This is a genomic window from Pusillimonas sp. DMV24BSW_D (genome assembly GCF_011388195.1).
Classification (GTDB): Bacteria; Pseudomonadota; Gammaproteobacteria; order Burkholderiales; family Burkholderiaceae_B; genus Neopusillimonas; species Neopusillimonas aestuarii.
Genome location: NZ_CP049990.1, coordinates 2185886 through 2208003 on the forward strand (window position 1 = coordinate 2185886; position 22118 = coordinate 2208003).

Below are 22118 nucleotides of genomic sequence, written 5' to 3' on the forward strand. Positions count from 1 at the left end.
GCAATGGCTAGGCGTTAGCTTAACGGAAAGAACCGCGACGCGCCGTAGAAAAATTGCGAGATGAGGGGCTGCTTTCGCTGTAATTTAGACGCCCGGCCACCCTGTCGGGACAGGTTTCCGAGCCAGTCGCGACCGACCGCTTCGAGGTAGCCATTTAGCGCTAGCCGGCGGCGGCACTGGGTCGATAACGGACGGCAGGCAAACGCCGCTATCGACCGAAGCAGTGTGAAAACGCATTAATAAGCGTAGACTTTTGCAAAACACCGACCCTAAGATCGCTCTGTATGCGTTTTACTTGCCCTAGGTGATGGTTATGAGATCCCTCAATTTGTTCGTTAAACGGGTTTTTACACAGATTCGACCCAGAGCAGACTGTCATACCAAAGGACTTTTCAGAGCCGGTTTCTAAGAGAAGCTGCCGCTAATACTTGACTACCAGCAGGTCAGCTAAAACTTCATGCACTGCGACTTCGATATTCGCTGATCTGGTTTGCCATTCCGTTTGCGCGATCACTGATAGTCATCTGCCAGTCCGCTGGCGAACAACTCCTCTGCATCATTGGCTATGGCAATCGCATCTCGCACTTCCGGTCGCTTCAAGTCGAGCACGCGCAGCTTGTCGTTGCCTTTAACTTGGGTAATGGACTCTATCCGACGATAGATATCAGCATGGTTGGCAGCGTACAGCGCCAAGCCTTGCAGCTTGACCAGCGCGTCGCTCAAATGCAGGCCGTGCGGGTCAACCAGATCGACTACGAGGGAGCCAGCCCCTTGCGTTGCAAAGAACAGAAAGTCTGGGCGAACAATCCCATACTGCCCCAATTTCTCATAAGCAATACCAAGCGAAGCCTGACCAGGCTGCTGCGGGTTGCGATACCAGAACGAGAATCCCGGTCTTGCCGATTCAGTCTCGACGACCGTTCGCTCCCAGTCATTCAGTTCAGCGGGATACTTGCCGTCCTCATTGCACAACAAGTGGCTATCCCAGACAGGTAGCATCTTTATCTTTCCGTTTTCGTTCGCCTTGGTCGCCTCATACCGAGCTTCAGGCTTGAGCAAGCCCACATCCTGCGGCTCTGTGCTCAGTTCGATGATCTGCCTGTAGGACTCCCGTCGATCATCGCTGAGCGCCTTGATCTGCGTCCCATACTTAGCCAGCCAGTCCCTTGCCAGCTTGTCGGCTTCGGTATCAAAATAATCCTGCGCCTCTATCACCAGCCCCAAACCTGCAACGGTTACGCGGGACTCTATGATGGCCTCAAGAAAGCCTTCTGGGTCTTCGTCGCGGTCGGCTACCTGACTTGCCAGATGGTCAACATACGAATGGGCAATCGCCGGGCTGAAGATGCGCGCTGCACGACGGTAGGCATCGTCGATCACCGCCACATCGGCATCTTCCCAGAACTGTTCCAGGCTCCGGCCTTGGCCCAGCAGGTCTGCTTTCACGGTCTTGCCGTCCACCACCAATACTGACTGCCGCTTGGCTTTAATCTTGGCTTCGTTGTCAGCCTGAAACGCATCCAAAACCGTGTGCATCTCAGCGTGAGCCAACCGGCCTGCGCCGGGCAGAATATCGTCGGACGCCAGTTCGTGAGCCAGCGCGGTTAGCCTGATCGCCGGTCTGGCACCACGTTGCGGCCGCGTTTGTGACGGCAGCGCCTCGAACGTTTCCCACACGGCAGGCGCAACAGCAGGGTTCGGCCGCACCTCAATGTAGTCGATCAACACGCGCCCAGGTGTTGCCGCTTCATTGCCGGTTGTCAGCTCATCGACCACCTGCTCCACAGTCTTACGATTAAATTTGGGCAATAAGCAATCCACTGAGTTCAGGCGGTCATTACCGGGGATACGACGGGCCAACGGCGAACGCACCAGACGGCCCAGCAACTGCGTGATATGCGTCTTATCGCTGGCTGCACGGAACGACACCATAACTTCGGCACGCGGGCAATCCCAGCCGGTGCTAATGGCATCCTTGGCGATCAGCACCCGCACCCAGGTAGACTCTTGAACCCTCTGTGGCTCGATGTAGGGCACGTCGCGGTTACCGAAGCGCTGAGTGATGTGATCTCCGAAAACGTGTGCCACGCTGGCAGACGGCAGATCAGGGTAACGCTCGAAAATGGTATCCAGCGCCCGCCCGATTTCATCTGGGTCAGGCATGTTGGGTACCTGCAAAACCATCAACGGCACGACAGCCTGGGCTTCCTGTTGCTGCTTGGAATAAGCGCTCCAGGCAAGACTGGATTCCTTCAATTTATCGGTCGCCCGTCGCACCAGCACGGTATCGAAATCACCAACATTCTCTGGAATATCCAGCAGGATGGTGTCCTTGATCAGGCCAGACTCCTGCACTTTTGAAGCGTCAACTTCCACGTTAGGCAGTTTGATATGCTTACCTGCCGACTCGATCGCCTTATTGAACCGCTCCACAGTAGCTGAAATACCCCAAACTGCCGGGATGCCAGGCACGCTGCCCACGCCATTGATCAGTCTCTGGACAATGGTGCTCTTAGCATTCTGACTGGCTGCTGTCTGTGCGCTCATGCCACGATGCGCCTCATCCAGTACCAGATAAAGTGTCAAATCCGGGTCTTCAATGGTGTTCTGGATAGTGTCCCAAATCGTGTATGCCCGCAGGTCAGGTCGCATATTCGCGAAGGTGCCGTCCAGCTTGGCTGCCATCTCCTCAGGGTCATGGCCACGGACCAGCAAGCTGTTCTTGCTGAGTTTTTGAGTGTTGAGGAAATAGATTTTCCCCGCCTGGAATTTCGGCCTGTTAAAGGTGTTTTCCACCACAACCAAGTCGGTGTAATTGATGCGGTCACTGGCCTCAATAAAGCGAAATCGCGTCTGCTCGTTCAATGAAGGGTCGTCGCTGAACCAGATCACCACAGCGCCGGGGTCGGCATCGAAGCTGAACTCATCGTCACCGTGAAACAGCGCCTCGAAAGTAGCTGCAGCCATCACGGTCTTACCCGCGCCAGTTACCGCAGTGAGTGAAAACGCCGTTCTGTCGGTCTCACCATGCCACAAACGGCGTGCCTTGCCCAGGTTGTTCAAGGATTCGCGGACGGCGTCGCGCTGGTAGTCTTTGAGCGTGAACTTCATCCGTTATTCTCCGTTAGTGAAACTGAAATTAGTCAGATACGATTCGTACAGGCGTACCGGCTCGACGCCATCGGGCAAGCGTCTGGCAATGGCCTGAAAGCGGCGGTCGTCATCGGTGACGATATAGGCAATGCCGATTTCAGCAGCCTTGGTCAGCGCCTTGATAAAAGGTGTGGCCGCATCCACATTGCAGAGCAATCCATAGGCGTCTGCTATCGCCCAGCCATCGCCGGGCAGCTTGTCTATGCGGCTGCCCCGCGCTCCGGCTCGCAGCCACAACAACGGCGCAATCCTGTTGAACGCCAGGTTGTAATTGACCGATACCGGCGTCTCATATGTCAGCGTAAAGAACTCAGCGTTTTCCTCGAAGCCATCGGCCATCGGAAAATCATCGGTGAATTTGTAGTCACCCTTGATCAACTCGCCATCTGGCGTTAAGCCGGTAATGGCGGCAGCAACGCGAGGTTTCGTAATGTAGTCACAAATACCCCACTTTTCCCATTCGGCATCGCCGGGCCGCAAGCTTGCTTCGCGCAACTTTCTTTGCTCTTCGGCAGCGACTTCATTGTTGGTGACCGAAATGCACTGGCGATGGCCACCGTCCTGCTTATTAAGACGCATCACGGCGTGAGCGGTCGTACCTGACCCAGCAAAAAAATCAAGGACAATGGCGGTAGGCTTATGGGCCAAAAAAAATCGTAACGCGTCCTCAACAGCATAAAGCGATTTAGGAAAAGGAAATTTTCTACCCGGTATCAACGCACGAATAAGAAGTGCGCCATTGACTGATGAGTCATGAGACCTGATATTCCATTGTGTTCCGGGCACAACCGTTGGAGTGTAGTCGACCTCATCTACCTCAATGGAGCCGTCAGCGCGCCGACTTTTTATGGTGAATATGCCGCTCTCCACCTTACCAACTTCGCCGCGCGAGATGTACTGAAGAGTTGTATCTGCGCCACGAGGCCGACCAAGTCGTATATAACCCTTCTTTATTAGGTCTCTCACTCCATCTGCAGACACACGCCAACGCCCCTCCGATCCATCAGAGCGAATGGGCCAGCGGGCGACTACACCCTCGGGGTGTTTTACAGCATTTCTATCTTCACCAATCGAAATCGGTTCACCAACCGAAATAAATTGCGCAGCATCAGATGATATGTAAATTGGAAAAAAAAGATTAGGTGAGTCTTCCCGTCTTGCGCCCGGCCCAGTGCGCATCAACTCATTCCAATATAGGCCCATGCGTCTAGAGTTACCTCTGCCTGACATCCACTCATCTTCAAGATGTAGTGCTTTTACTGCGGCACTTCCAAACTTAACAAAATATATGTACTCGTCAGTCCTCGAAAAAGAACCTGGGCGCGATGATCCGGCTTGGTTGATAACAGAACTCACCATTTGAATGTCGCCATCTGGAAAAACTTGCTCAAGCAACAATCCAAGTCTTAAATACTCCTTCTCATCAATTGTGACTATCAGCACCGAATCAACAGGATTCAATATCTCTTTCGCCACCAACAAGCGCCGCTCCATCATTGCCAGCCATTTGCTGTGGCGGTATAGATCGTCGCCTTCCACGTAATCGTTGTTGTACTTCCAGTCCTTTGCCCCTGTGTTATACGGCGGGTCAATATAGATAACATCGACCTTACCTCGGTGCGTATAGGTCAACGCCTTAAGGACGTGGTAGTTCTCACCATTGATAACTGTGTGGCAGGGCTTGTCGCCACCACGCACGACCTTGCCCCAGTACTGATCAGGCCTGGATAAATGGTATCGCGGAACTCGGCCACCACCACCAGATCGTCCAGCGCCGCAGTCTGCGTTTCGATATCTGCCGCACCCAGCAGCTCCACGTCAGCCGTTTTCTTCGCCTTGTGGATAGCCTTTACCTGCCATAGACGCTGATCACCCTTTTGGGTAGTGCCACGCTCCGGCAGCACGCGCACCTTGTCGCCCTTGCGTATTGGGCGAAGCGGTAGCTCTACCGCTTCGGGACTATGTCGTTCGAAATTCAGGCCGAAGGGAAGGCGCGACGACAGAATCTTGAACTCACGATCCAATTCGGCCCCTAGGGCCGAATCTTTGGCTTTTGCTTTGGCAATCAAATCAGTCAGTCTGGACACGGAAACTCTTTCTCTCTTCTATCTTCGCTATTGACGGATGAAGCGGTTGTACGACGCCGCAATGCTTATAAATCGTTGTTCTCGACACGCAGTAGTCACGGGCCGCCTCGGCAAAGCTGGTGTTTGGATCGCGAAGCAATGACTTGATCTGGCGCATCTGTTTTGCGTCAAGTTTCCCGGCTGAGGGCACGAGCTGGGGTCAGCCCAGCTTGCGTGCGCTCCCGGATCAGGCTACGCTCGAACTCTGCCAGCGCCGCAAATACATGAAAAACCAACTTGCCCGCAACGCTGCCCGTCTTGATTTTTCCTGCCAAGCTCTCATAGCCAATGTTTCGTTGCTCAAGGTCAGCGATGATCTGCGCCAGGTCAAGCGAACTCCGACTAAGGTGATCCAAGCGCCCTGTCACTAGCGTATACCCTGGTGGCAGGGTCTTGCTGCACTGCTCAAGCTCTGAACGCACAGCGCTCTTGCCGCTGACCGTTTCCTCATAGCTTACGTAGCACCCAGCCTGCGCAAGCGCGTAACGCTGTGACTCAAGGTGCTGGTCATAGGTCGATATGTGAGCGTATCCTATCCGCTGATTCATAGACGCAACCAGTACATTGAAAAATTGACGGGAATCTTAACACTCGGTGAGGACAACGGCGATCAGAAAACATTGGATGATAGAGTGCCCAGGAAGCCATCCTTTATAGACGAATTTAGGTTGTTAAAGTCGGCGTGTAGAACCACGTCTTAATCATGAGCATGGAAGTAAGGGCTTGGTGATTTCCATTTCGTTGACTAGGCATAATCGACCATTTAGTCAATTGACTTGACAGGGTCTGAATTGCGGCGAAACACCACATTTTTCTTGCAATGCCTCGCAGCTACAAGCGCCTAGGTTTTGTGGTTTAAGCATCTATCATCACGCGATGTTGTTTATCTTACTAGCAGTACTTGATTATTGATTATCTTCTGATTTCCACAATTTGCCCCCAGTCCGTCGTATACGCTGGTGTTTTGCGCTCTTGCTTCATGCTCCAAACGGCGTCACTGTCATGAAGCGTACTGGCGTGCACGATCGTTGACTTTCCGTAGCGTTTATTTACGCCATCCATGGCCGGCATAATTTTTGAAGCGTTAGGCGCCGCTTTCGCCTCAGTCAAAGGCCCGAATAACGCCATTTGTCGATTGGCACGACTCATGGGTTCTATGTCTAGTAGGCAAACTCCGGCCTTGCCATAGTTGAAACCCGGTCGGAATATCTGTTTTAACCCTTTGCGAACGGCGTGCAGCATAACACTGGTGTCATCGGTTGCCTGGTACAGCGGTACGACGATACTGCCAGAGTAGGGCGGGTCGTTTCGAAAGAAGCTGGTTCGGGCAAACACGTTGATGGCACCGGCGACACTACGCTGGGCGCGTAATCGTTCTGCAGCCCGTGCTGTGAAAACGCTTTTCCGCATTTGTTGAGGAGGCTCATCTCAGCTACCCACCATTCTGAAATTTTAGTTCCGGCTCTTGCGTTAAAATGTCCGCTTGGTGTATATTATTATCGCCAGACGGACATTTTGGGCTCTATCATCAGTTCACATCGAAGATACATTGGTTCGTAATACGAGCTGGAAGAGTCTTAATCGTTGATTTGTTTTGTCGAGAATTATAGGAGAGAGACATGTTTCAAAAGAATGCGTGGTACGTAGCAGCAACCCCCGACGAAATTGATGGAAAGCCTCTAGGCAGAAAAATCTGTAATGAGCAAATCGTGTTTTATCGTGGCCCTGATGGCAAGCCGGTAGCCTTGGATGATTATTGCCCGCACCGCGGCGCACCCTTGTCGCTAGGCAAGGTAGAGAGTGGAAAGCTTATCTGCGGTTACCACGGATTGGCAATGGGAAGCGAGGGTAAAGCGGTTTCAATGCCAGGGCAGCGAGTCTCAGGTTTTCCTTGTGTACAAAGCTACCCGGTAGAAGAACGCTATGGCTTTATTTGGGTCTGGCCCGGAGACAAAGATAAAGCTGATCCCGAGCTAATCCACAAGCTTCATTGGGCGGACAACCCAGATTGGGCCTATGGCGGTGGTTTGTACCACTTCAATTGCGATTATCGATTCGTTATCGATAACTTGATGGATTTGACGCACGAAACCTATTTACATTCTACCAGTATTGGTCAGCGTGAAATTGAGGAAGTGCCTCCGACGAGTCGAATGGAAAATGGTAGCGCTATCACCAGTCGCTTCATGCATAACATCATGGCGCCACCCTTTTGGAAAGCTGCATTGAGGGGCAATAATCTCAAGGATGATGTACCTGTAGATCGTTGGCAGATCTGCCGCTTTTTTCCACCAAGTCATGTAATGATTGACGTGGGCGTAGCTCACGCTGGTCACGGTGGGTTTGAAGCTGATCCCGCGCACAAGGTGAGTAGCGTCGTGGTGGACTTCATTACGCCAGAAACTGAGACATCGACTTGGTATTTCTGGGGTATGGCGCGTAACTTCAATGCGCGTGACCAAGGGCTCACTGACCAGATTACTAGCAATCTTAGCAAAGTGTTTTTAGAGGACAAGGAGATGTTGGAGCGTCAGCAAGTTAATGTCGAGCGGACTCGTCGGCCTCTGCTCAGTCTCAATATTGATGGCGGCGGTATGCATGCGCGTAAGATTATTGATCAGCTTGTATCAGAAGAGCAGTCTACGTCGTGATTTGATGTGCAAGGCGCACGACATCTTATCTGATGTTGTACGCTACCGTTGAATTGAGCCTTATAAGTTAAAAAGACTAAGCCCCATGATTGGGGCTTAGTCTTTTTCCTGATCGTTTGACTCAGTTTTGTCGAGATCGCAGGTTTTAAACCTAACCACCAAGTTGACTTGATAGTGTCTTTGTTTCTGTCATGAGTAATTCGCCAAGCTCTTTGATTTGAGCAGTTCCTAATCTTACATTGGGGCCAAACACACCAATTGAGCCTGCGACCTGTGTTCCTCCGGTAAAAAAAGGTGCGGCAATAGCTACGGCGCCCGGGATAAGCTCTTGAAGACTAACGGCGTAGCCTTGCTGACGGGTTCTCGCCAATTCTTCTTGAAACTGCTTTGGGTCGAGATGAGTGTTTCTCAGGTACCCATTGAGTTGGTCTTGGTCAACGTCTGAGTACGCCAAGATGGCACGGCCACTCGCGCCCAGGACGATACTTTCGCGATAGCCCACACCCCTCTTAAAGCTTAACGGTTGAGCGCTAGGGAGCTCACTGATACATGTCCTGTAAGCGCCTTGAGGTATGAAAAGAGCGACAGTTTCACCTGTGGCTTCCCATATACGGCGTAGTACAGGCTTTGCAAATTCGCTTAGTTCAAAGCTCGATGTCCAGACGTGAACCAAGTGAGCGACCGATGGGCCAAGCCTGAACTTTTGTGGTTCTCCAACAGACATAACAAAGCCACTTTGCTCTAGCGTGTAGAGCAGTCTGTATAAAGTGGGTCTGCTGAGATCTACACGCTTTAGTAGTTCACCAGCGGATAGCTCATAGTCCGCTGCCGTGAATGCCATCAGGATATCCAGTGCGCGATCAACCGCGCGAACACTGTCCCCGAGCCTTTCTGTGGTCATGAAGTTCCTTCAGATGAATATTAAGTCGATACCTTGATCCGTAAAGACCCTGATAAAAAACACCGCAAGAATTTATCCGTCAGACGTATAATAGTATCGTCTGGCGGACAAATTCAATAAGGTCACTGCTAAGGGCGGGTTGTACTGTTGATTGACACACACCAAATGGTCGTCATTAGCAGTCTCCTTGTAGCTCGAAATTCATCGCCCCAATGCCCTGATAATTACTGGAATTGTATCTGAAACAGCCGTCTGGCTACCAGACTAACGAAACACAAAAGATCCATTTAATCAAACCATTGAGGACTAAGAATATGGATAGGAGCAAAAAATTAAGCGGACGCGTTGCCATCATTACTGGAGCTGCGCAGGGCATAGGCGCGAGCTACGCAAGCGCGTTGGCAGATGAGGGGGCTGCAATAGTGCTAGCCGATATTTTGGATGCTGAGCCATTAGCGCAAGAGATCCGCCAGCGAGGAGGGAAGGCGATGGCATTGAAGGTTGATGTCACCAGTGCGTCGTCGGTCAAGTCGATGGTCGCTAATTCGGTAGAAGAGTTTGGATCTGTCGATATTCTAATTAATAACGCAGCGCTATTCGGGAATGTTCAACCCAAGCCTTTTCTTCAAATTACATCCGAAGAGTGGGACCGAATGATGTCCGTAAACGTTAGGGGGGCGTTTGAATGTGTTAAAGCCGTTGCCCCGCAAATGAAAAAACAGAAATACGGAAAAATCGTAAATATTGCATCTGGGACTGTTTTCAAAGGTATACCGTTGATGCTGCACTATGTGTCATCCAAGGGCGCCATCGTAGCAATGACACGTTGTTTGGCGCGCGAGTTGGGTGACGATGGAGTTCGGGTTAATACGCTGGCACCCGGTCTCGTAATGAGTGAGAGCGTCTTGGACAATCCAGCTTGGCGTGGAGCCGTTGTTCAAAATAATGTGAATAGCCGCGCAATCAAACGTGATGCTACGCCAGAGGATATGTGCGGAACGATGGTTTACCTGTGCTCTTCTGAGAGCGACTTTGTCACTGGGCAGGTGCTTGTTGTTGATGGTGGGTCAGTGACTCATTAATGACCGCCAACGTTCACTTAAGGGTATGTAGATGAAAAGTCGTAATTTAATCGATGGCAATTGGGTTGAGGCTATAAGTGGGGAGCGTGCTAAGAGTATTGATCCCTCCACCGCTTTGCCGATTGGATCTTTTGCGGCGGGTGCGCGGGCCGATGCACAAGCGGCAATTGTTGCTGCATCAAAAGCATTTGAAGATTGCCACTGGGCGCAGAATCCTCGGTTGCGCCAGCTAGTGATGTTGCGCTGGGCAGATCGACTAGAGGAAAAATTAGAAGAGTTGGCAACACTCCTTGTAACGGAAAACGGAAAAATCATCCCTCACGCACGGGCCGAAATGGCGATTGCTATATCGGAAATTCGTTATTACGCTGGACTTGCCCGGCATATTCCAGGAAATGTTCTCGAGGTCGAACCGGGTGTATTTTCCACACTGTTGCGTGAGCCTGCCGGGGTCGCCGCGCTTATTATTCCTTGGAACGCCCCAGTTGCCTTATTGATTCGTTCCCTGACACCAGCCCTAGCTGCTGGGTGCACAGTCGTAATCAAGCCAGCGCCTCAGACTGTTCTGATCACGACTGAAATCATACGCGCTTTGCATGAAGATGAGGCACTCATGCCGGGCGTCGTGAATATGGTTGCAGAAACAGGGCATGAAGTGGCTCAAGAGTTTGTGACGTCGCCAGACGTTGCCGTTGTTAGTTTTACTGGGTCCAATTTGACTGGGCAACGCATCATGGCTGCAGCTGCGCCGACTATGAAAAAACTGTCGCTGGAGTTGGGTGGTAAATCATGTGCTCTTGTTTTTGAAGACGCTGACATAGCTCGGATGGCCCCTATGCTAACGGCCGGTGCCATCATTATTTCAGGACAGCAGTGTACGGCCGTACGCCGGATTTTGGTGCATGACTCCAAATATGAGGAGGTGAAGCGAGCTTTGAAGGTGAGCTTTGAGCAGATTGTTGTAGGGCCCGGTCATCAAGCGGGAGTTGATATGGGACCTATGATTGATGAGGCCTCTTTGTCTTTGATCCAATCAAATATATTGGAGGCGACGGATATTTGCGATGAAGTGATAGTGAGTGGTGGACGTCTAGGCGGTGCACTTGCGCGAGGTTACTTTTTAACGCCCACGTTAGTTGCACATGATGACCCCTCCGCTGACTTCTGTCAGAAAGAACTATTTGGCCCTTTTGTGGTGTTGGAAAGGTTTGCGGATGAAGCGGAGGCAATCGCGAAGACGAACTTTACCGAGTACGGGCTCTCAGCCAGCGTTTGGACACGTGACGGTGCCCGCGCAATGCGGCTGGCACGAGCACTTCGTAACGGTACCGTTTGGATTAATGACCACAATAAATTGTTTGCTGAGGCTGAGACTGGTGGCTATAAGCGTAGCGGTTTAGGTCGCTTGCACGGTTATGATGGTCTTATGGACTTTATGGAGATTAAGCACATTTACCAATCCGTAGGTGTTGCTGCGTGAACGTTTTTTGATCCTAACTGTAGATATATTTCTTTGCTGTTTGACTCTGAAACCTCGAGCTGCCGATAGGAAGCTCGGGGTTTTTTCATTGTTAGTCAATGTTCCTTTGCGAGCCATAGTCTGGCCTATCCGACAGCCTATAACTAAGTAATAACCCGCATTTTAAGCTGCCCTAAATATCCATACAATGGATACTTATCTTGCTAGACGGACATTTGCCAACCAATCAAAGGAGTTAAACATCATGAATTTAGAAATGTCGGAAACATTAGTTCGTACTGGTTCAGGGACCCGCATGGGTAGTTTGATGAGGTGTTATTGGATACCTATCCTGAAGTCCAATGAGATCGCTGAGCCCGATTGCCCCCCCGTCCGTGTGCAGGTATTGAGTGAAAAGCTCCTGGCATTTCGCGATACAGATGGCAATCCAGGGATCATCGATGAGTTTTGTTCTCACCGAGGGGTGTCTCTTTTTTTCGGTCGTAACGAAGAGAATGGGATTCGCTGCGCATATCACGGTGTGAAGTTTGACCGAAATGGTCAATGTGTTGACGTGCCATCCTCGCCAAAGGCTTGCGCCCATATGCATATCAAGTCATATCCGTGCATTGAGCGTGGTGGAATTGTGTGGGCCTACATGGGATCAAAAGATCGCATGCCGCCACCTGTTGATCTGGAGTGGGTGACTTTGCCAGAAAGTCATGTCCATGTGTCGCGACGCTGGCAGGAGTGTAACTATTTGCAGGCTATGGAAGGTGGTATCGATACTGCGCACGTTTCATATGTGCACCGTTACGAAGTGGATATTGATCCAATGCACCAAGGCACAAAGGCGCTTGATTACATCAAGGCAGACGGCAATGTGATGTTCGAAATCGAAAAGATGCCATTTGGATTGACTCTGTTCGGCCGTAGGAACGGAGAGGAAGATTCATATTACTGGCGAATCACGCAATGGTTGTTCCCCTGGTACACATTGATTGCCCCGTTTGGCGACCATTCCATGGCAGGTCACATTTTCGTGCCGATGGATGATCATAATTGCTGGGTTTGGAGCGTCAACTTCCATCCCCACAAACCTCTCTCAGACGAGGAGCGCCGTGAGCTCGAGCTCGGCAAGGGAATCCACGTAGAGTACGAGGAGGGCTCTCTGAGACCTAAGGCCAATAAGGACAATGACTATTTGATTGATCGACAGGCGCAGAAAGATAAGCGTTCATATAGTGGCGTCTTTGGTTTTGCACTTCAGGATTCATCATTGCAAGAGAGTATGGGGCCAATTCAGGATCGAGAAGCCGAACATTTGTTGCCTACTGATAGGGCAATTGTGATGGCAAGACGGATGCTTCACGATGCGGTAATTGGGATGGAGAAAGGAGAGCAGCCCCCTGCGTTAGATGCGGCGGCGCAGCATGTACGTTCAGCCGGCGTTCTACTGGATCGATCTGTGAATCCAGTTGAGTGGGCGCGTGCGCATCTGAACAACAACTTGGACAAGCCAATTTATACAGTCTGATAGATCTTGTTCAATTTAGGTGCACCATTTGAAGGGGTGTTTTAAGTGGGTAGATTAAGTAAAAAGAAAGCGTTGATTACCGGAGGTGGTGCTGGTATCGGCTCAGCATGTGCTCGATTGTTTTGTTCTGAAGGGGCAATTGTCACGATTGTCGATAGTGATAGGCAGTCGCTGGAACTTACAGTAGATTTAGTGAGGTCAACAATTCCTGACGCTTTGATTTCAAGCTTTGTGGCAGATGTTTCGTCAGCTGAGTTGGCTCAGTTGGCAGTTCAGCATTGTGTTGACTTCTCCGGCGGATTAGACGTCCTTGTAAATAACGCTGCTTGTCGGAATTATTCGACATTGGGTGAGGCCACTTTAGATGAGTGGAACGCCGTGGTATCCGTGAACTTGTTTGGAAATGCTAATTATTGCCGAGCATCTTTGCCGTATCTGCGTCAATCAGGGAGAGGCAGCATTGTGAATGTTTCGTCATGCTACGCAGTTAGTGGGCGTAAAGGAATGGGTCTTTACGACACCACCAAAGCAGGACAATTGGCGTTTACACGTACTTTGGCTCATGAGGAAGCATGCCATGGGGTCAGAGCCAATGTTGTTTGCCCTGGCTCAACCCTAACGGAATTTCATATTGCTAAAGCAGAAGCGAAGGGTAAGAGTGTTGATCAGCTTAAAACTGAGCGTAGTGTCACATCACTGCTTGGTCGTTGGGCTTCGCCAGAGGAAATTGCATGGCCAATTCTTTGGTTGGCTTCGGATGAGGCCTCCTTCGTTACAGGAGCGACCTTTATGGTTGATGGTGGATTGTCAGCTATGTGATTTACGTTGCCTTAGCGAATATATGGTATCCAAATAACCTTGTATTAATAGACTCGGTGGGTGGATTGAGAATCTGTGACTTGTCCCGGCCTTTTCGATCCACTGTAACTTGAGACAATGGCCTCTTAGGCGGAGAGAGGAATATGAAGCCCGATACGGCGATGAACAGATTGTTCGAATCGTGCGCGAAACTGACAAGGATACGGTGGCCGAGGTCGCCAAGCGCCACGGTATAAGCGAAGCGACGATATATGCCTGGCGCAAGAAATTTGGCAGCCTGGAAACGGACGAAGTGAAGCGGCTAAAAACGCTGGAAGCCGAGAACGCCCGGCTGCGGAAGCTGCTGGTTGACAGGGAGCTTGAGATCGACGTGATGAAGGAGATCAACGCAAAAAACTGGTGAGCGTACAGGGCCGATTAATGCAGGCACGATACGCCATTTCCCGTGGCGTATGCCAGCGTCGGGCCTGTGCGCTGATGAATGTCTCCCGCTGTGGTTTGTATTACACATTAAAGATGCCCGTAAAGGACGCCCCGGTGATTCAGGCTATGCAACGATTATCAGGACAGTACCCACGTTTTGGTTCGCGCCGTATTCGTATCTTTCTGGGTCGTGGGGGCATTCAGATTGGCAAAGAACAATGCTCACGCCTGTGGGGTCAAGCTGGTTTGCAAGTGCCGGCAAAACGCAAACGACGTAAGCGGATGGGGAACTACATTCCCCTCCCTGCCTCAAGCGCAAATTTTTTCAGAAACGGCGTCCACGCCGTCAGCCTGAGGTGCCACCCAGTTATGCGGCAATAGCTCGTCGATCCGGCTGTTCGGGTGTGTCGGCAAACGCGTGAGCACATCCTTCAGGTAGGCATGCGGATTCAAGCCATTGAGCTTGGCCGATTGAATCAGACTCATGATCGCGGCTGCGCGTTTGCCTGCACGCAATGAACCGGCAAATAACCAATTGATTCCCTTATGCCAAGATAGACATAACAGGAATTATGTTCAGCCGTTGATTATGTTGAGTCGCTCGTGGCGGGGAGCCGTAACGGTAAGGCTCGTGCTTCCTACAAGAGTCAACGGCTAATCTTGCCTACGCATAATCATTGGTGGTTTTCTGTGGTTTCCATTCTTCACTACAGGAGGCCATCATGCCCACCAATAAATTCCTGGCTCACCTTGTTCGCCGTGACTGGCTGACGGACGGCCCGCTGAACGAACTCATCGTTTCGTACATCGAGGCACTTCAGAGTCGGCGCTATGCAAGGAACACCCTCATCGCTTATCTGCGCTGTTTGGCGCATTTCAGCTATTGGATGCGGGGTGAAGGGCTGACTGCTGCGGACATCGATCAGGTGCTTATCGAGCGGTTTCTGCAGAACCACTTGCCGTCTTGCTCCTGTCCTGCGCCGTGCAGATCAGAGATAACGGATATGCGGGCGGCTCTTCACCATTTGCTGGACCTGCTGCCCGAGTCAGACGATGTGGCGACGACGGGCCACATTGCCGCCGAGGTTGAGCACTTCGCCCATCATTTGCGCCACACGTGCGGCTTGGCGCCGCTGACCTGCACTTATCGGGTTCGCCATGTGGAGGCCTTCCTGGTTAGTTGCTTCGGGAATGACACCCTCGAGATTGGACGGCTGTCCGCTGGAGATATCGATACTTTTCTTAATGGCTTGGCTACTCGCTGGAAGCCCTCGTCATGTAAGGTGGTCTGCTCAAGCTTGCGCAGCTATTTGCGTTTCCGCACTCTGCTGGGCGACGACACGCGGATACTATCGGCGACGTTGCCCGTCATCGCCAACTGGCCCCGTCGGCATCCTCCTAAAGTGCTCACGGATAGTCAGATTGAGCGTTTTCTGCAAGCTTTCGACCTGACCGATCCGGTCGGGCTGCGTGACTACGCCATTGCCCGATGCCTGCTTGATCTGGGCCTGCGGGGCGCCGAGGTCACCCACTTGACGCTGGAGGCCGTGGATTGGCGAAACGGTACTATGAAGCTCCACCACACCAAGAGTCAGCGAGTCCAGCATCTGCCTATGCCGGCGTTGACCGGTGAAGCGCTCGTCCGCTACCTGCGCGAAGGACGCCCACAGACCGATAGCCGTACCCTGTTCATACGGCATCGGGCACCATTCGGTATTCCCCTAAGCGTGGCGGCTATCCGCAACGCGATGAATCGTGCTTTTGCCCGTTGCGGCTTAGCAGGCCAGTTCTGCAATACCCATGTGCTTCGGCGCTCAATGGCCACTCGACTGCAGAAGACCGGCGTATCAATCAAGGAGATCGCCGATCTGCTACGTCATCGGGATGTGAACACCGCCCGAGTGTATGCCCGTGTTGACCTGGAACGCCTGCGTTCTGTCGCCTTGCCTTGGCCGGGGAGCACATCATGAACGCCGCCGCCATAACCTGGGCAGCTCGGGTGGCCGCCTACCTCGCCTATCGACGCAGCTTCGGCTTTGGGCTCTCGGTTGAGGGTGGGCAGCTTAGCTCGTTTGCCCGCTTTGCTGACCAACGCGCAGCCGAACGGCTCACGCTGGAGTTGGCCGCAGACTGGGCCCGGGCCTCACGCCATCCCCGTCCGATCAGCTGGGCGCGTCGCATCGAGGTATTACGCGGGTTTGCTGCTTTTTGCCTTCGCACTGACCCGGATACGGTAGTGCCCCCACGCAAGCTTTTCGGCCCAGCACACCGACGGTTAGTGCCGCATATCTATACCGACGACGAACTGCGAAGCCTCCTGGAAGCGAGTGACCTGCTGAGCCCACCAGGCAGGCTGCGTCCGGCGACCTGCCGAACCGTCTTCGGGCTGCTGGCAGCCACCGGACTGCGCATCTCAGAAGCACTTAAGCTGGCCCGGGCCGATGTAGATCTCGAGGCGGGTGTGCTCGACATCCGAGACGCCAAGCGTCACCAGCGCCGTTTTGTTCCTTTGCATTCGAGCACGATTCCACACTTGCAGGCGTATGCGCAGTTGCGAGACCAACTCGTCCCTCGCCCGTGCTGCGATCACTTCTTCCTGCGCGACGACGGCAAGGCCGTTGATCGGCGCAATATCTTATACGCGCTGCAGTGGGTGTGTCGCCAACACGGCTGGCAATCGCGCGGAGATCATGCTCATCACCGGTTACATGATCTGCGCCATACCTTCATCGTCCGCAGCGTACTGCGCCTCTATGAGCAAGGCGGCGCTGTTGAGCAAGGTCTGCCGGCAATCTCGATCTACGTGGGGCACGCCAAGGTGGTCGATACCTACTGGTACCTCACGGGGACCCCCGAGCTGATGGCCGTCGCGGCTGAGCGCTTCCATCGTTATGCCCAAGGGGAGCCGACATGAGTCCAATACTGACCGATCCCGCCGAATTCTCCGCCCTGATCCAGCACTTCTTTGCCAACCGTCTTCTTCAGCAGCAAGCTGTCAGCTCCCGGACTGTGGCGGCGTACCGGGACACCTTCCGGCTCCTTTTGGGCTACGCCGAGCGCAAACTCGGCAAGCCGCCTGTCAAGCTGGCCTTGAATGATTTCGATGCGGAATTGATTCTCGACTTTCTGGAACACCTTGAGGCCGAGCGCCACAATACGGTGCGCAGCCGCAATGCACGGCTCGCTGCGGTCCGTGCCTTTGCCCGGTACGTTGCCGTGCAGTGCCCGCCGGCACTGCTGATCATCCAGCGCATTCTCGCTATTCCGATGAAACGCTTCGACAAGCCCCTGCTCGGATTCCTGTCCCGCCATGAGGTGCATGCACTCCTGACGGCGCCTGATCCGACGACCTGGTGCGGCCGCCGGGATCGAGTGCTGCTTCAACTGCTCTACAACACCGGCGCCCGCGTATCTGAACTTATCGGCATCCGCGTCCGCGATCTGGAACTCGAAGTCACATCGTCAGTGCGTTTGCACGGTAAGGGGCGCAAGCAGCGCACCGTACCACTGTGGAAGGAAACCGTCGTAGAAATCCGCCGTTGGCTTCAATCGACGAGCCTTCAGACGGAGCAACCGTTGCTGCCCAACCGCTGGGGCAAACCGATGACTCGCTCCAATATCGCACAACGGATCGCACGGGCTGTGAGCACGGCGACGCCACAGTGTCCGTCGCTCCAAGGGCGGAACATCTCCCCGCACACGCTGCGTCACACGACCGCTATGCACCTACTGCAGTCCGGCGTCGACCTCACCGTCATTGCCTTGTGGCTCGGACATGAAAGCCCTGTAACGACTCACAGTTACGTCGAAGCGGACCTGGCTATGAAGGAACGCGCCTTGGCTGCGATCGCGCCCCCTGAAATTCCACGCACGCGCTACCGGCCGACAGATGCACTGTTGGAGTTTCTTCAGGCTCTTTGATTATGTGCAGCCGACAGGATCGGACCGCCGCAAATAGGGCGGACCGCTGTCGGCGACTCAACATAATCAACGGCTGAACATAAATTCCCTTATGCCAAGATAGACATAACAGGAAAAACTACCTGTTCCTAGGATCCGACGCGGGCGGTGAACGCGCGGCCACGATGTACAGCCTACTTGGCACCGCCAAGTTAAACGACATCAATCCCCAGGCGTATCTGCGTCACGTCTTGACCGTGATTGCTGACTATCCGGTCAATCAAGTCGACGAGTTGTTGCCCTGGAATGTGAACCTGCCCAGCGTCTCAACGCAATAGATCAGTTCCACGACTCGTGTTCAAGAGGGTCTGTCGACAAATCCCAAATCGTCGAGTGGTATTGCACCTCAAACCATTCCTTGAACATTTTACGGGTTCGGCGCTTAGGCCATAGCGAATCGTCAGTAAACCAACCGTGCAAAAACGTAGCGAACAGATTGCTAAAGCGCTGCAACGCCCACTGTTCGGCTTGCTCTGGGGTGTTGACCGTTCCACCTGCTAACAAATAGACCTCTTGCTCCTGGCGCAATTCCTCCAGCGTCAGTCCTTGAATCGGTTGCGGATCAACGCTTATGATCCAGTCTAACGCCGGTTGCTTGGGCAAAATGATAATTAAATTGCGATTGATGGTCTCATGATCCATATCGGGCCTAAATGTCGGTAAGAGGTGAAGGCCGATTTTAATTGTGAATGGATTGTTGAGCCCGCGCGGTCAAGACGGTACAGGCCGGAGCATTACGATACAGGGGCAAATGATCGGCATATTTGGAGATCAGGATATGGGCCAGCAACCCCACTGCGGCGATGCCTTTGTCGATGATATATGCAGGCATCGAGGCCTGCGTCATCGACTGGCAGTGGGTACACGCCCAGACCCCACGCACATGACGCTCAACGCTGAACGTGCCCGGGGTGTAGTCCAGCTTCTCGCTGACGTCTTCCCGGATACGCTTGAGCTGACAGCCGCAGTCGCAGGTGGTGGACGCCGGTTCATGGTGGATGGTGGTGCGGGGTAACTCGGGCGGCAAGGCGGCGCGGCGCGGTTTATTGCGAGGTTCGCCCGCCGCGGGCGGCGTTTTAAGTTTATTGAGCTCGCGTTCGATGGCCTCAAGGTCTTCGCCCACGGCCTCGTCAAACAACAACGCCTGCTCCCCGCTGAACTGTTCGCTTTTCTGGCCGAACTTGTGTCGGCGCAAGATGGCAATCTCGTGGGTCAGCGCCGAGATACGGGCCGCTTTGAACGTGATGTCTTGATCTTTGCGTGCATTGGCCAGCATGAGCTGACGCGCCAGTTCGCGCAACTGGTGCGCGTCTAGCTGGTCAAGGTCATCGGGCGTGTTCGTCATCATGAGGCGTAGTGTTACACAGGGCCTGTGCGCCGGCTATTGGCAACGTCCCCGATTGCAGAATGACGATCTTTTAGGGTTAAACCAGACGGATAATACCGGCCTGGCCGATGCGCTGCCAAGGCAAGCCCAGTACCAGGGCGTCGAGCTGTTCGTGCGTGAGTGATACGGTGCCATGGCCGTCATTTGACCACACGAAATGGCCTTGATTCAGACGCCGTGCCACCAACCAGACGCCTATGCCGTCATGAACCAACACCTTCATGCGATTGGCTCTTTTGTTGGCAAACACATACGCATGATGCGGATGCGCAGCGCCAAAGACCCGCACGACCCGTGCCAGGGCCGTATCGGCACCGGCGCGCATATCCAGGGGCTCAACAGCCATCCAGACCTGGTCGATACGGATCATGCCATCAATTCCCGAAGCACCTGCGCCAGTGCCTGGCTGTTGGAAGACGGCCAATGCAGGGTGATGTTCATCTGCGCTGCAGTCAGCTCGACCCGCACGGTAGCATCAGCCGTTGGGATGCGCTGGTGACGGTGCGTTGAGGCGGGCATCACCGACGAGGTCAACGTTGGCCGACCCAAAGGGATAAACTCGGGCAATGCCCCCGCAGGTGCTGGCACAGGCGCCGGGTCTGTGAGGCTATCATCAAGGGTATGCAGCCCCAAACGTTCATGCTCAATGACCCATCGACGTAAAAGGTTTGCATTCAGGCCGTGCTCAAGTGAGATGGCGGCCAGCGAGGCGCCACTGCTTAAGCACAACTGGACCAGTTCGGCCTTGTACGCGGGGGTGTGTTTACGGCGCCGACGCCGACCGTTAGTATCTTGGTGCATACGTGTCCATGGAAAAATAAATGGACACGTATGCTCTAACACAGCCTCAGCGGATTCAAGATGGGGTTGGCTGAACGCTTACCAAACGACTCCGCGTGGCTGGCACCCAGTGTCGCCCGTGTCTTCCTAACGGCAGAAAGAGCGTTTGGAGTTACGACTTCGTGTACGACGCCTGCGCCAACGGTCAGACACTTAAATGTTTGACCGTCGTGAACGAATACACCCGGGAATGCGTCGCCATTGACGTGGCCGTAAGCATTCGGGCCAACCGCGTGATCGACGTGCTTAGCCGTTTGGTGAGCTTGCATGGCTCGCCCTAATACCCGATACCTTCGAAGCGACAACGGTCCGGAGTTTGTGAGCACGCAGCTGTTGCAATGGGCCGTGGATGAAAAACTCGAAACGGTTCTGATCGAACCGGGCAAGCCATGGCAGAACGGCACCAACGAGAGCTTTAACGGAAAATTCCGCGACGAATGCCTGTCGATGGAATGGTTCCGCAATCGCTTGGAAGCCCGGGTCATCATCGAAGACCGATGTCGCCACTACAATGAGATCCGACTGCAACAAGACATTTTTGGGGGGTGCTGGTGAGGCCAACATCCTACATATTTGAAATCTGAGCAGGTCTAACTATATTTGTACAGTGGTGCTTTTGCTTGAGTCCATTGTTCTGGTTCATGGCCTGGACCCCAGCATTCGATCGCTGTGCCATCGCGACGAACGACTGGGCCGCATTTTTGTTAGGTGGAGCTTATAATTCCCGGAAGAGAAGGGCTTGCTTTGTGCCATTTGAGGAATGGTTGACGACCTACAGATCAAGCGTAAGCATTGCTGACTTAGCTCTAGAGCAGCAGGGCAGAATCTGGTTATTAGCTGTTTTCTCTGCATCCGTCAGGTATAAATCACGGTGATCAGGTTCACCTTCGATAACGCGAGTAAGACAAGTTCCGCAAACGCCCTCCTCACAAGACACGGGTATGAATACGTCATTCTCTTCCAGCACCCTTGTAATTGACTTACCCGGTGCGACATCAAGAATAGTTCCCGAACTAGCGATTTTTACCTTGAAGACTTTGTCGCCGCTGGTATCGATTTCCCCTGCTCCGAAGTATTCAAAATGGATTTGGTCACTCGACCACCCGGCTTCTTTGGCTGAGTCGACGACATAGTCGATAAATCCTTTTGGGCCGCACACATAAAGATGAGTTGTTGGCGAAGGTTTAGCCATTAATGTTTTGAGATCAAGTTTCTGAGCATCATCACCGTCGTCGAAGTGGAAATGAACGCGGTCTGAAAACTCTGATGATTGAATCGTGTCCAGGAATGCAGTACGTTCACGTGACCGAGTACAGTAGTGCATTCTGAAAGCAGCATTGGTGCGATTCAGTTGGTGTGCCATACTCAAAATCGGGGTTACACCAATACCACCAGCTAACAGCAAGCTTTGATTTGCACTAATGAGCGGAAAGTGATTTTTCGGCGTGCTAATTCTTAGTACGTCGCCCACTTTGATTTTTTTATGGATAGCGACTGAGCCCCCTCTTGACTCGGCATCTTTCAGTACAGCGATTACATAGCGGTGACTTTCGGTGGAATCGTTCAGCAGTGAATACTGCCTAACGATTCCACCAGGCAGGTGTACGTCTATATGCGCACCCGCGGTGAAGTATGGTAGTTGTTTTCCGTCTACTTCGGCTAATTCAAGGCTGATGATATCAACGGCTTCAAAGATTTTATTGACAACAGTTACTGATAATTGATTCATTACATTTAAAGGTTTAGTTGAGAAACTAGGCTTAAGAGCGAATTGAGTTGA

General features: G+C 52.8%; 20 protein-coding genes and 3 pseudogenes. 11 read left to right on the forward strand and 12 right to left on the reverse strand.

Annotated elements, in window-relative coordinates; genetic code table 11:
* Positions 1-510 precede the first annotated feature (510 nt).
* The 5 genes from G9Q38_RS10630 to G9Q38_RS10645 form a co-directional block, all read right to left on the reverse strand.
* Positions 511-3111 (reverse strand): DEAD/DEAH box helicase, encoded by a 2601-nt coding sequence (locus G9Q38_RS10630; RefSeq protein WP_166130783.1) that lies wholly within the window; start codon positions 3109-3111, stop codon positions 511-513.
* A 3-nt stretch (positions 3112-3114) separates the two neighbouring features.
* The gene (locus tag G9Q38_RS10635) at positions 3115-4851 is read right to left on the reverse strand and encodes a site-specific DNA-methyltransferase (RefSeq protein ID WP_205962287.1); all 1737 of its coding nucleotides are present in this window, start codon (positions 4849-4851) and stop codon (positions 3115-3117) included.
* Positions 4782-5240 (reverse strand): hypothetical protein, encoded by a 459-nt coding sequence (locus G9Q38_RS15230; protein ID WP_205962288.1) that lies wholly within the window; start codon positions 5238-5240, stop codon positions 4782-4784. Before G9Q38_RS15230 ends, G9Q38_RS10635 begins: the two co-directional genes overlap by 70 nt.
* A gap of 167 nt (positions 5241-5407) precedes the next feature.
* Entirely contained in the window at positions 5408-5827 is a 420-nt protein-coding gene (locus G9Q38_RS10640; protein WP_370523851.1) for a recombinase family protein, read from the reverse strand.
* Between the two features lie 364 nt (positions 5828-6191).
* A complete protein-coding gene (locus G9Q38_RS10645; protein ID WP_166130786.1) occupies positions 6192-6689 on the reverse strand; it encodes a DUF4113 domain-containing protein in 498 nt (165 codons plus the stop codon).
* 209 nt (positions 6690-6898) lie between these two features.
* On the opposite strand from G9Q38_RS10645, the gene G9Q38_RS10650 reads away from it, so the two are divergent.
* Entirely contained in the window at positions 6899-7930 is a 1032-nt protein-coding gene (locus tag G9Q38_RS10650; RefSeq protein WP_166130789.1) for an aromatic ring-hydroxylating dioxygenase subunit alpha, read from the forward strand.
* A 151-nt stretch (positions 7931-8081) separates the two neighbouring features.
* On the opposite strand, the gene G9Q38_RS10655 is transcribed toward G9Q38_RS10650, so the two are convergent.
* Entirely contained in the window at positions 8082-8831 is a 750-nt protein-coding gene (locus G9Q38_RS10655; protein WP_119443155.1) for an IclR family transcriptional regulator, read from the reverse strand.
* Between the two features lie 314 nt (positions 8832-9145).
* On the opposite strand from G9Q38_RS10655, the gene G9Q38_RS10660 reads away from it, so the two are divergent.
* From G9Q38_RS10660 to G9Q38_RS10680, 5 genes are all read left to right on the forward strand, one after another.
* On the forward strand, positions 9146-9913 hold the full coding sequence (locus G9Q38_RS10660; protein WP_119443156.1) for an SDR family NAD(P)-dependent oxidoreductase: 768 nt from the start codon (positions 9146-9148) through the stop codon (positions 9911-9913).
* 31 nt (positions 9914-9944) lie between these two features.
* Positions 9945-11393 (forward strand): aldehyde dehydrogenase family protein, encoded by a 1449-nt coding sequence (locus G9Q38_RS10665; protein WP_166130791.1) that lies wholly within the window; start codon positions 9945-9947, stop codon positions 11391-11393.
* Between the two features lie 244 nt (positions 11394-11637).
* Positions 11638-12909, forward strand: coding sequence for a Rieske 2Fe-2S domain-containing protein (locus tag G9Q38_RS10670; RefSeq protein ID WP_166130794.1), 1272 nt, complete (start codon positions 11638-11640; stop codon positions 12907-12909).
* Between the two features lie 45 nt (positions 12910-12954).
* Positions 12955-13728, forward strand: a complete 774-nt coding sequence (locus tag G9Q38_RS10675; protein WP_119443159.1) for an SDR family NAD(P)-dependent oxidoreductase — start codon at positions 12955-12957, stop codon at positions 13726-13728.
* A gap of 109 nt (positions 13729-13837) precedes the next feature.
* Positions 13838-14131: a transposase gene (locus G9Q38_RS10680; RefSeq protein WP_228276115.1), complete on the forward strand. Its 294-nt coding sequence runs from the start codon at positions 13838-13840 to the stop codon at positions 14129-14131.
* Positions 14132-14460: 329 nt separating this feature from the next.
* Here G9Q38_RS10680 and G9Q38_RS10685 read toward each other — a convergent pair.
* A pseudogene (locus G9Q38_RS10685) lies at positions 14461-14688 on the reverse strand (transposase domain-containing protein); the annotation flags it as partial.
* Positions 14689-15107: 419 nt separating this feature from the next.
* On the opposite strand from G9Q38_RS10685, the gene G9Q38_RS10690 reads away from it, so the two are divergent.
* The 4 genes and pseudogenes from G9Q38_RS10690 to G9Q38_RS10705 form a co-directional block, all read left to right on the forward strand.
* Positions 15108-16121, forward strand: a complete 1014-nt coding sequence (locus G9Q38_RS10690) for a site-specific integrase (protein ID WP_205962286.1) — start codon at positions 15108-15110, stop codon at positions 16119-16121.
* The gene (locus tag G9Q38_RS10695) at positions 16118-17065 is read left to right on the forward strand and encodes a tyrosine-type recombinase/integrase (RefSeq protein ID WP_166130764.1); all 948 of its coding nucleotides are present in this window, start codon (positions 16118-16120) and stop codon (positions 17063-17065) included. The genes G9Q38_RS10690 and G9Q38_RS10695 overlap by 4 nt, the downstream gene beginning before the upstream one ends.
* Complete coding sequence (locus G9Q38_RS10700; RefSeq protein WP_166130761.1) at positions 17062-18072, forward strand: site-specific integrase; 1011 nt, start codon at positions 17062-17064, stop codon at positions 18070-18072. Before G9Q38_RS10695 ends, G9Q38_RS10700 begins: the two co-directional genes overlap by 4 nt.
* Before the next feature lie 110 nt (positions 18073-18182).
* Positions 18183-18389: pseudogene (locus G9Q38_RS10705) on the forward strand (transposase domain-containing protein); the annotation flags it as partial.
* A gap of 1 nt (position 18390) precedes the next feature.
* Here G9Q38_RS10705 and G9Q38_RS10710 read toward each other — a convergent pair.
* The 4 genes from G9Q38_RS10710 to G9Q38_RS10725 form a co-directional block, all read right to left on the reverse strand.
* Complete coding sequence (locus G9Q38_RS10710; RefSeq protein ID WP_123661203.1) at positions 18391-18753, reverse strand: hypothetical protein; 363 nt, start codon at positions 18751-18753, stop codon at positions 18391-18393.
* Between the two features lie 37 nt (positions 18754-18790).
* Positions 18791-19459 carry an IS66 family transposase gene (locus G9Q38_RS10715; protein ID WP_166130800.1) on the reverse strand — a complete coding sequence of 223 codons (669 nt, stop codon included), beginning with the start codon at positions 19457-19459 and terminating at the stop codon, positions 18791-18793.
* A gap of 76 nt (positions 19460-19535) precedes the next feature.
* Positions 19536-19868: an IS66 family insertion sequence element accessory protein TnpB gene (gene tnpB / locus G9Q38_RS10720; RefSeq protein WP_166130802.1), complete on the reverse strand. Its 333-nt coding sequence runs from the start codon at positions 19866-19868 to the stop codon at positions 19536-19538.
* Positions 19865-20299, reverse strand: a complete 435-nt coding sequence (locus G9Q38_RS10725) for a transposase (protein WP_166130805.1) — start codon at positions 20297-20299, stop codon at positions 19865-19867. Before G9Q38_RS10725 ends, tnpB begins: the two co-directional genes overlap by 4 nt.
* A gap of 86 nt (positions 20300-20385) precedes the next feature.
* Here G9Q38_RS10725 and G9Q38_RS10730 point away from each other — a divergent pair.
* Positions 20386-20860 (forward strand): annotated as a pseudogene (locus tag G9Q38_RS10730) (integrase core domain-containing protein); the annotation flags it as partial.
* A gap of 250 nt (positions 20861-21110) precedes the next feature.
* Here the strand turns inward: G9Q38_RS10730 and G9Q38_RS10735 are convergent.
* Entirely contained in the window at positions 21111-22067 is a 957-nt protein-coding gene (locus G9Q38_RS10735; RefSeq protein WP_119442582.1) for a PDR/VanB family oxidoreductase, read from the reverse strand.
* Positions 22068-22118: the final 51 nt, after the last annotated feature.

What these genes read in the sequence shown, in the direction of transcription:
- G9Q38_RS10665 (WP_166130791.1), top strand. Translation starts at nt 9,945, where the DNA reads ATGAAAAGTCGTAATTTAATCGATGGCAATTGGGTTGAGGCTATAAGT.
- G9Q38_RS10670 (WP_166130794.1), top strand. Translation starts at nt 11,638, where the DNA reads ATGAATTTAGAAATGTCGGAAACATTAGTTCGTACTGGTTCAGGGACC.
- G9Q38_RS10695 (WP_166130764.1), top strand. Translation starts at nt 16,118, where the DNA reads ATGAACGCCGCCGCCATAACCTGGGCAGCTCGGGTGGCCGCCTACCTC.
- G9Q38_RS10630 (WP_166130783.1), bottom strand. Translation starts at nt 3,111, where the DNA reads ATGAAGTTCACGCTCAAAGACTACCAGCGCGACGCCGTCCGCGAATCC.
- G9Q38_RS10660 (WP_119443156.1), top strand. Translation starts at nt 9,146, where the DNA reads ATGGATAGGAGCAAAAAATTAAGCGGACGCGTTGCCATCATTACTGGA.
- G9Q38_RS10725 (WP_166130805.1), bottom strand. Translation starts at nt 20,299, where the DNA reads ATGCACCAAGATACTAACGGTCGGCGTCGGCGCCGTAAACACACCCCC.
- G9Q38_RS10650 (WP_166130789.1), top strand. Translation starts at nt 6,899, where the DNA reads ATGTTTCAAAAGAATGCGTGGTACGTAGCAGCAACCCCCGACGAAATT.
- G9Q38_RS10640 (WP_370523851.1), bottom strand. Translation starts at nt 5,827, where the DNA reads ATGAATCAGCGGATAGGATACGCTCACATATCGACCTATGACCAGCAC.
- tnpB (WP_166130802.1), bottom strand. Translation starts at nt 19,868, where the DNA reads ATGATCCGTATCGACCAGGTCTGGATGGCTGTTGAGCCCCTGGATATG.
- G9Q38_RS10710 (WP_123661203.1), bottom strand. Translation starts at nt 18,753, where the DNA reads ATGGATCATGAGACCATCAATCGCAATTTAATTATCATTTTGCCCAAG.
- G9Q38_RS10700 (WP_166130761.1), top strand. Translation starts at nt 17,062, where the DNA reads ATGAGTCCAATACTGACCGATCCCGCCGAATTCTCCGCCCTGATCCAG.
- G9Q38_RS10735 (WP_119442582.1), bottom strand. Translation starts at nt 22,067, where the DNA reads ATGAATCAATTATCAGTAACTGTTGTCAATAAAATCTTTGAAGCCGTT.
- G9Q38_RS10645 (WP_166130786.1), bottom strand. Translation starts at nt 6,689, where the DNA reads ATGCGGAAAAGCGTTTTCACAGCACGGGCTGCAGAACGATTACGCGCC.
- G9Q38_RS10655 (WP_119443155.1), bottom strand. Translation starts at nt 8,831, where the DNA reads ATGACCACAGAAAGGCTCGGGGACAGTGTTCGCGCGGTTGATCGCGCA.
- G9Q38_RS10715 (WP_166130800.1), bottom strand. Translation starts at nt 19,459, where the DNA reads ATGATGACGAACACGCCCGATGACCTTGACCAGCTAGACGCGCACCAG.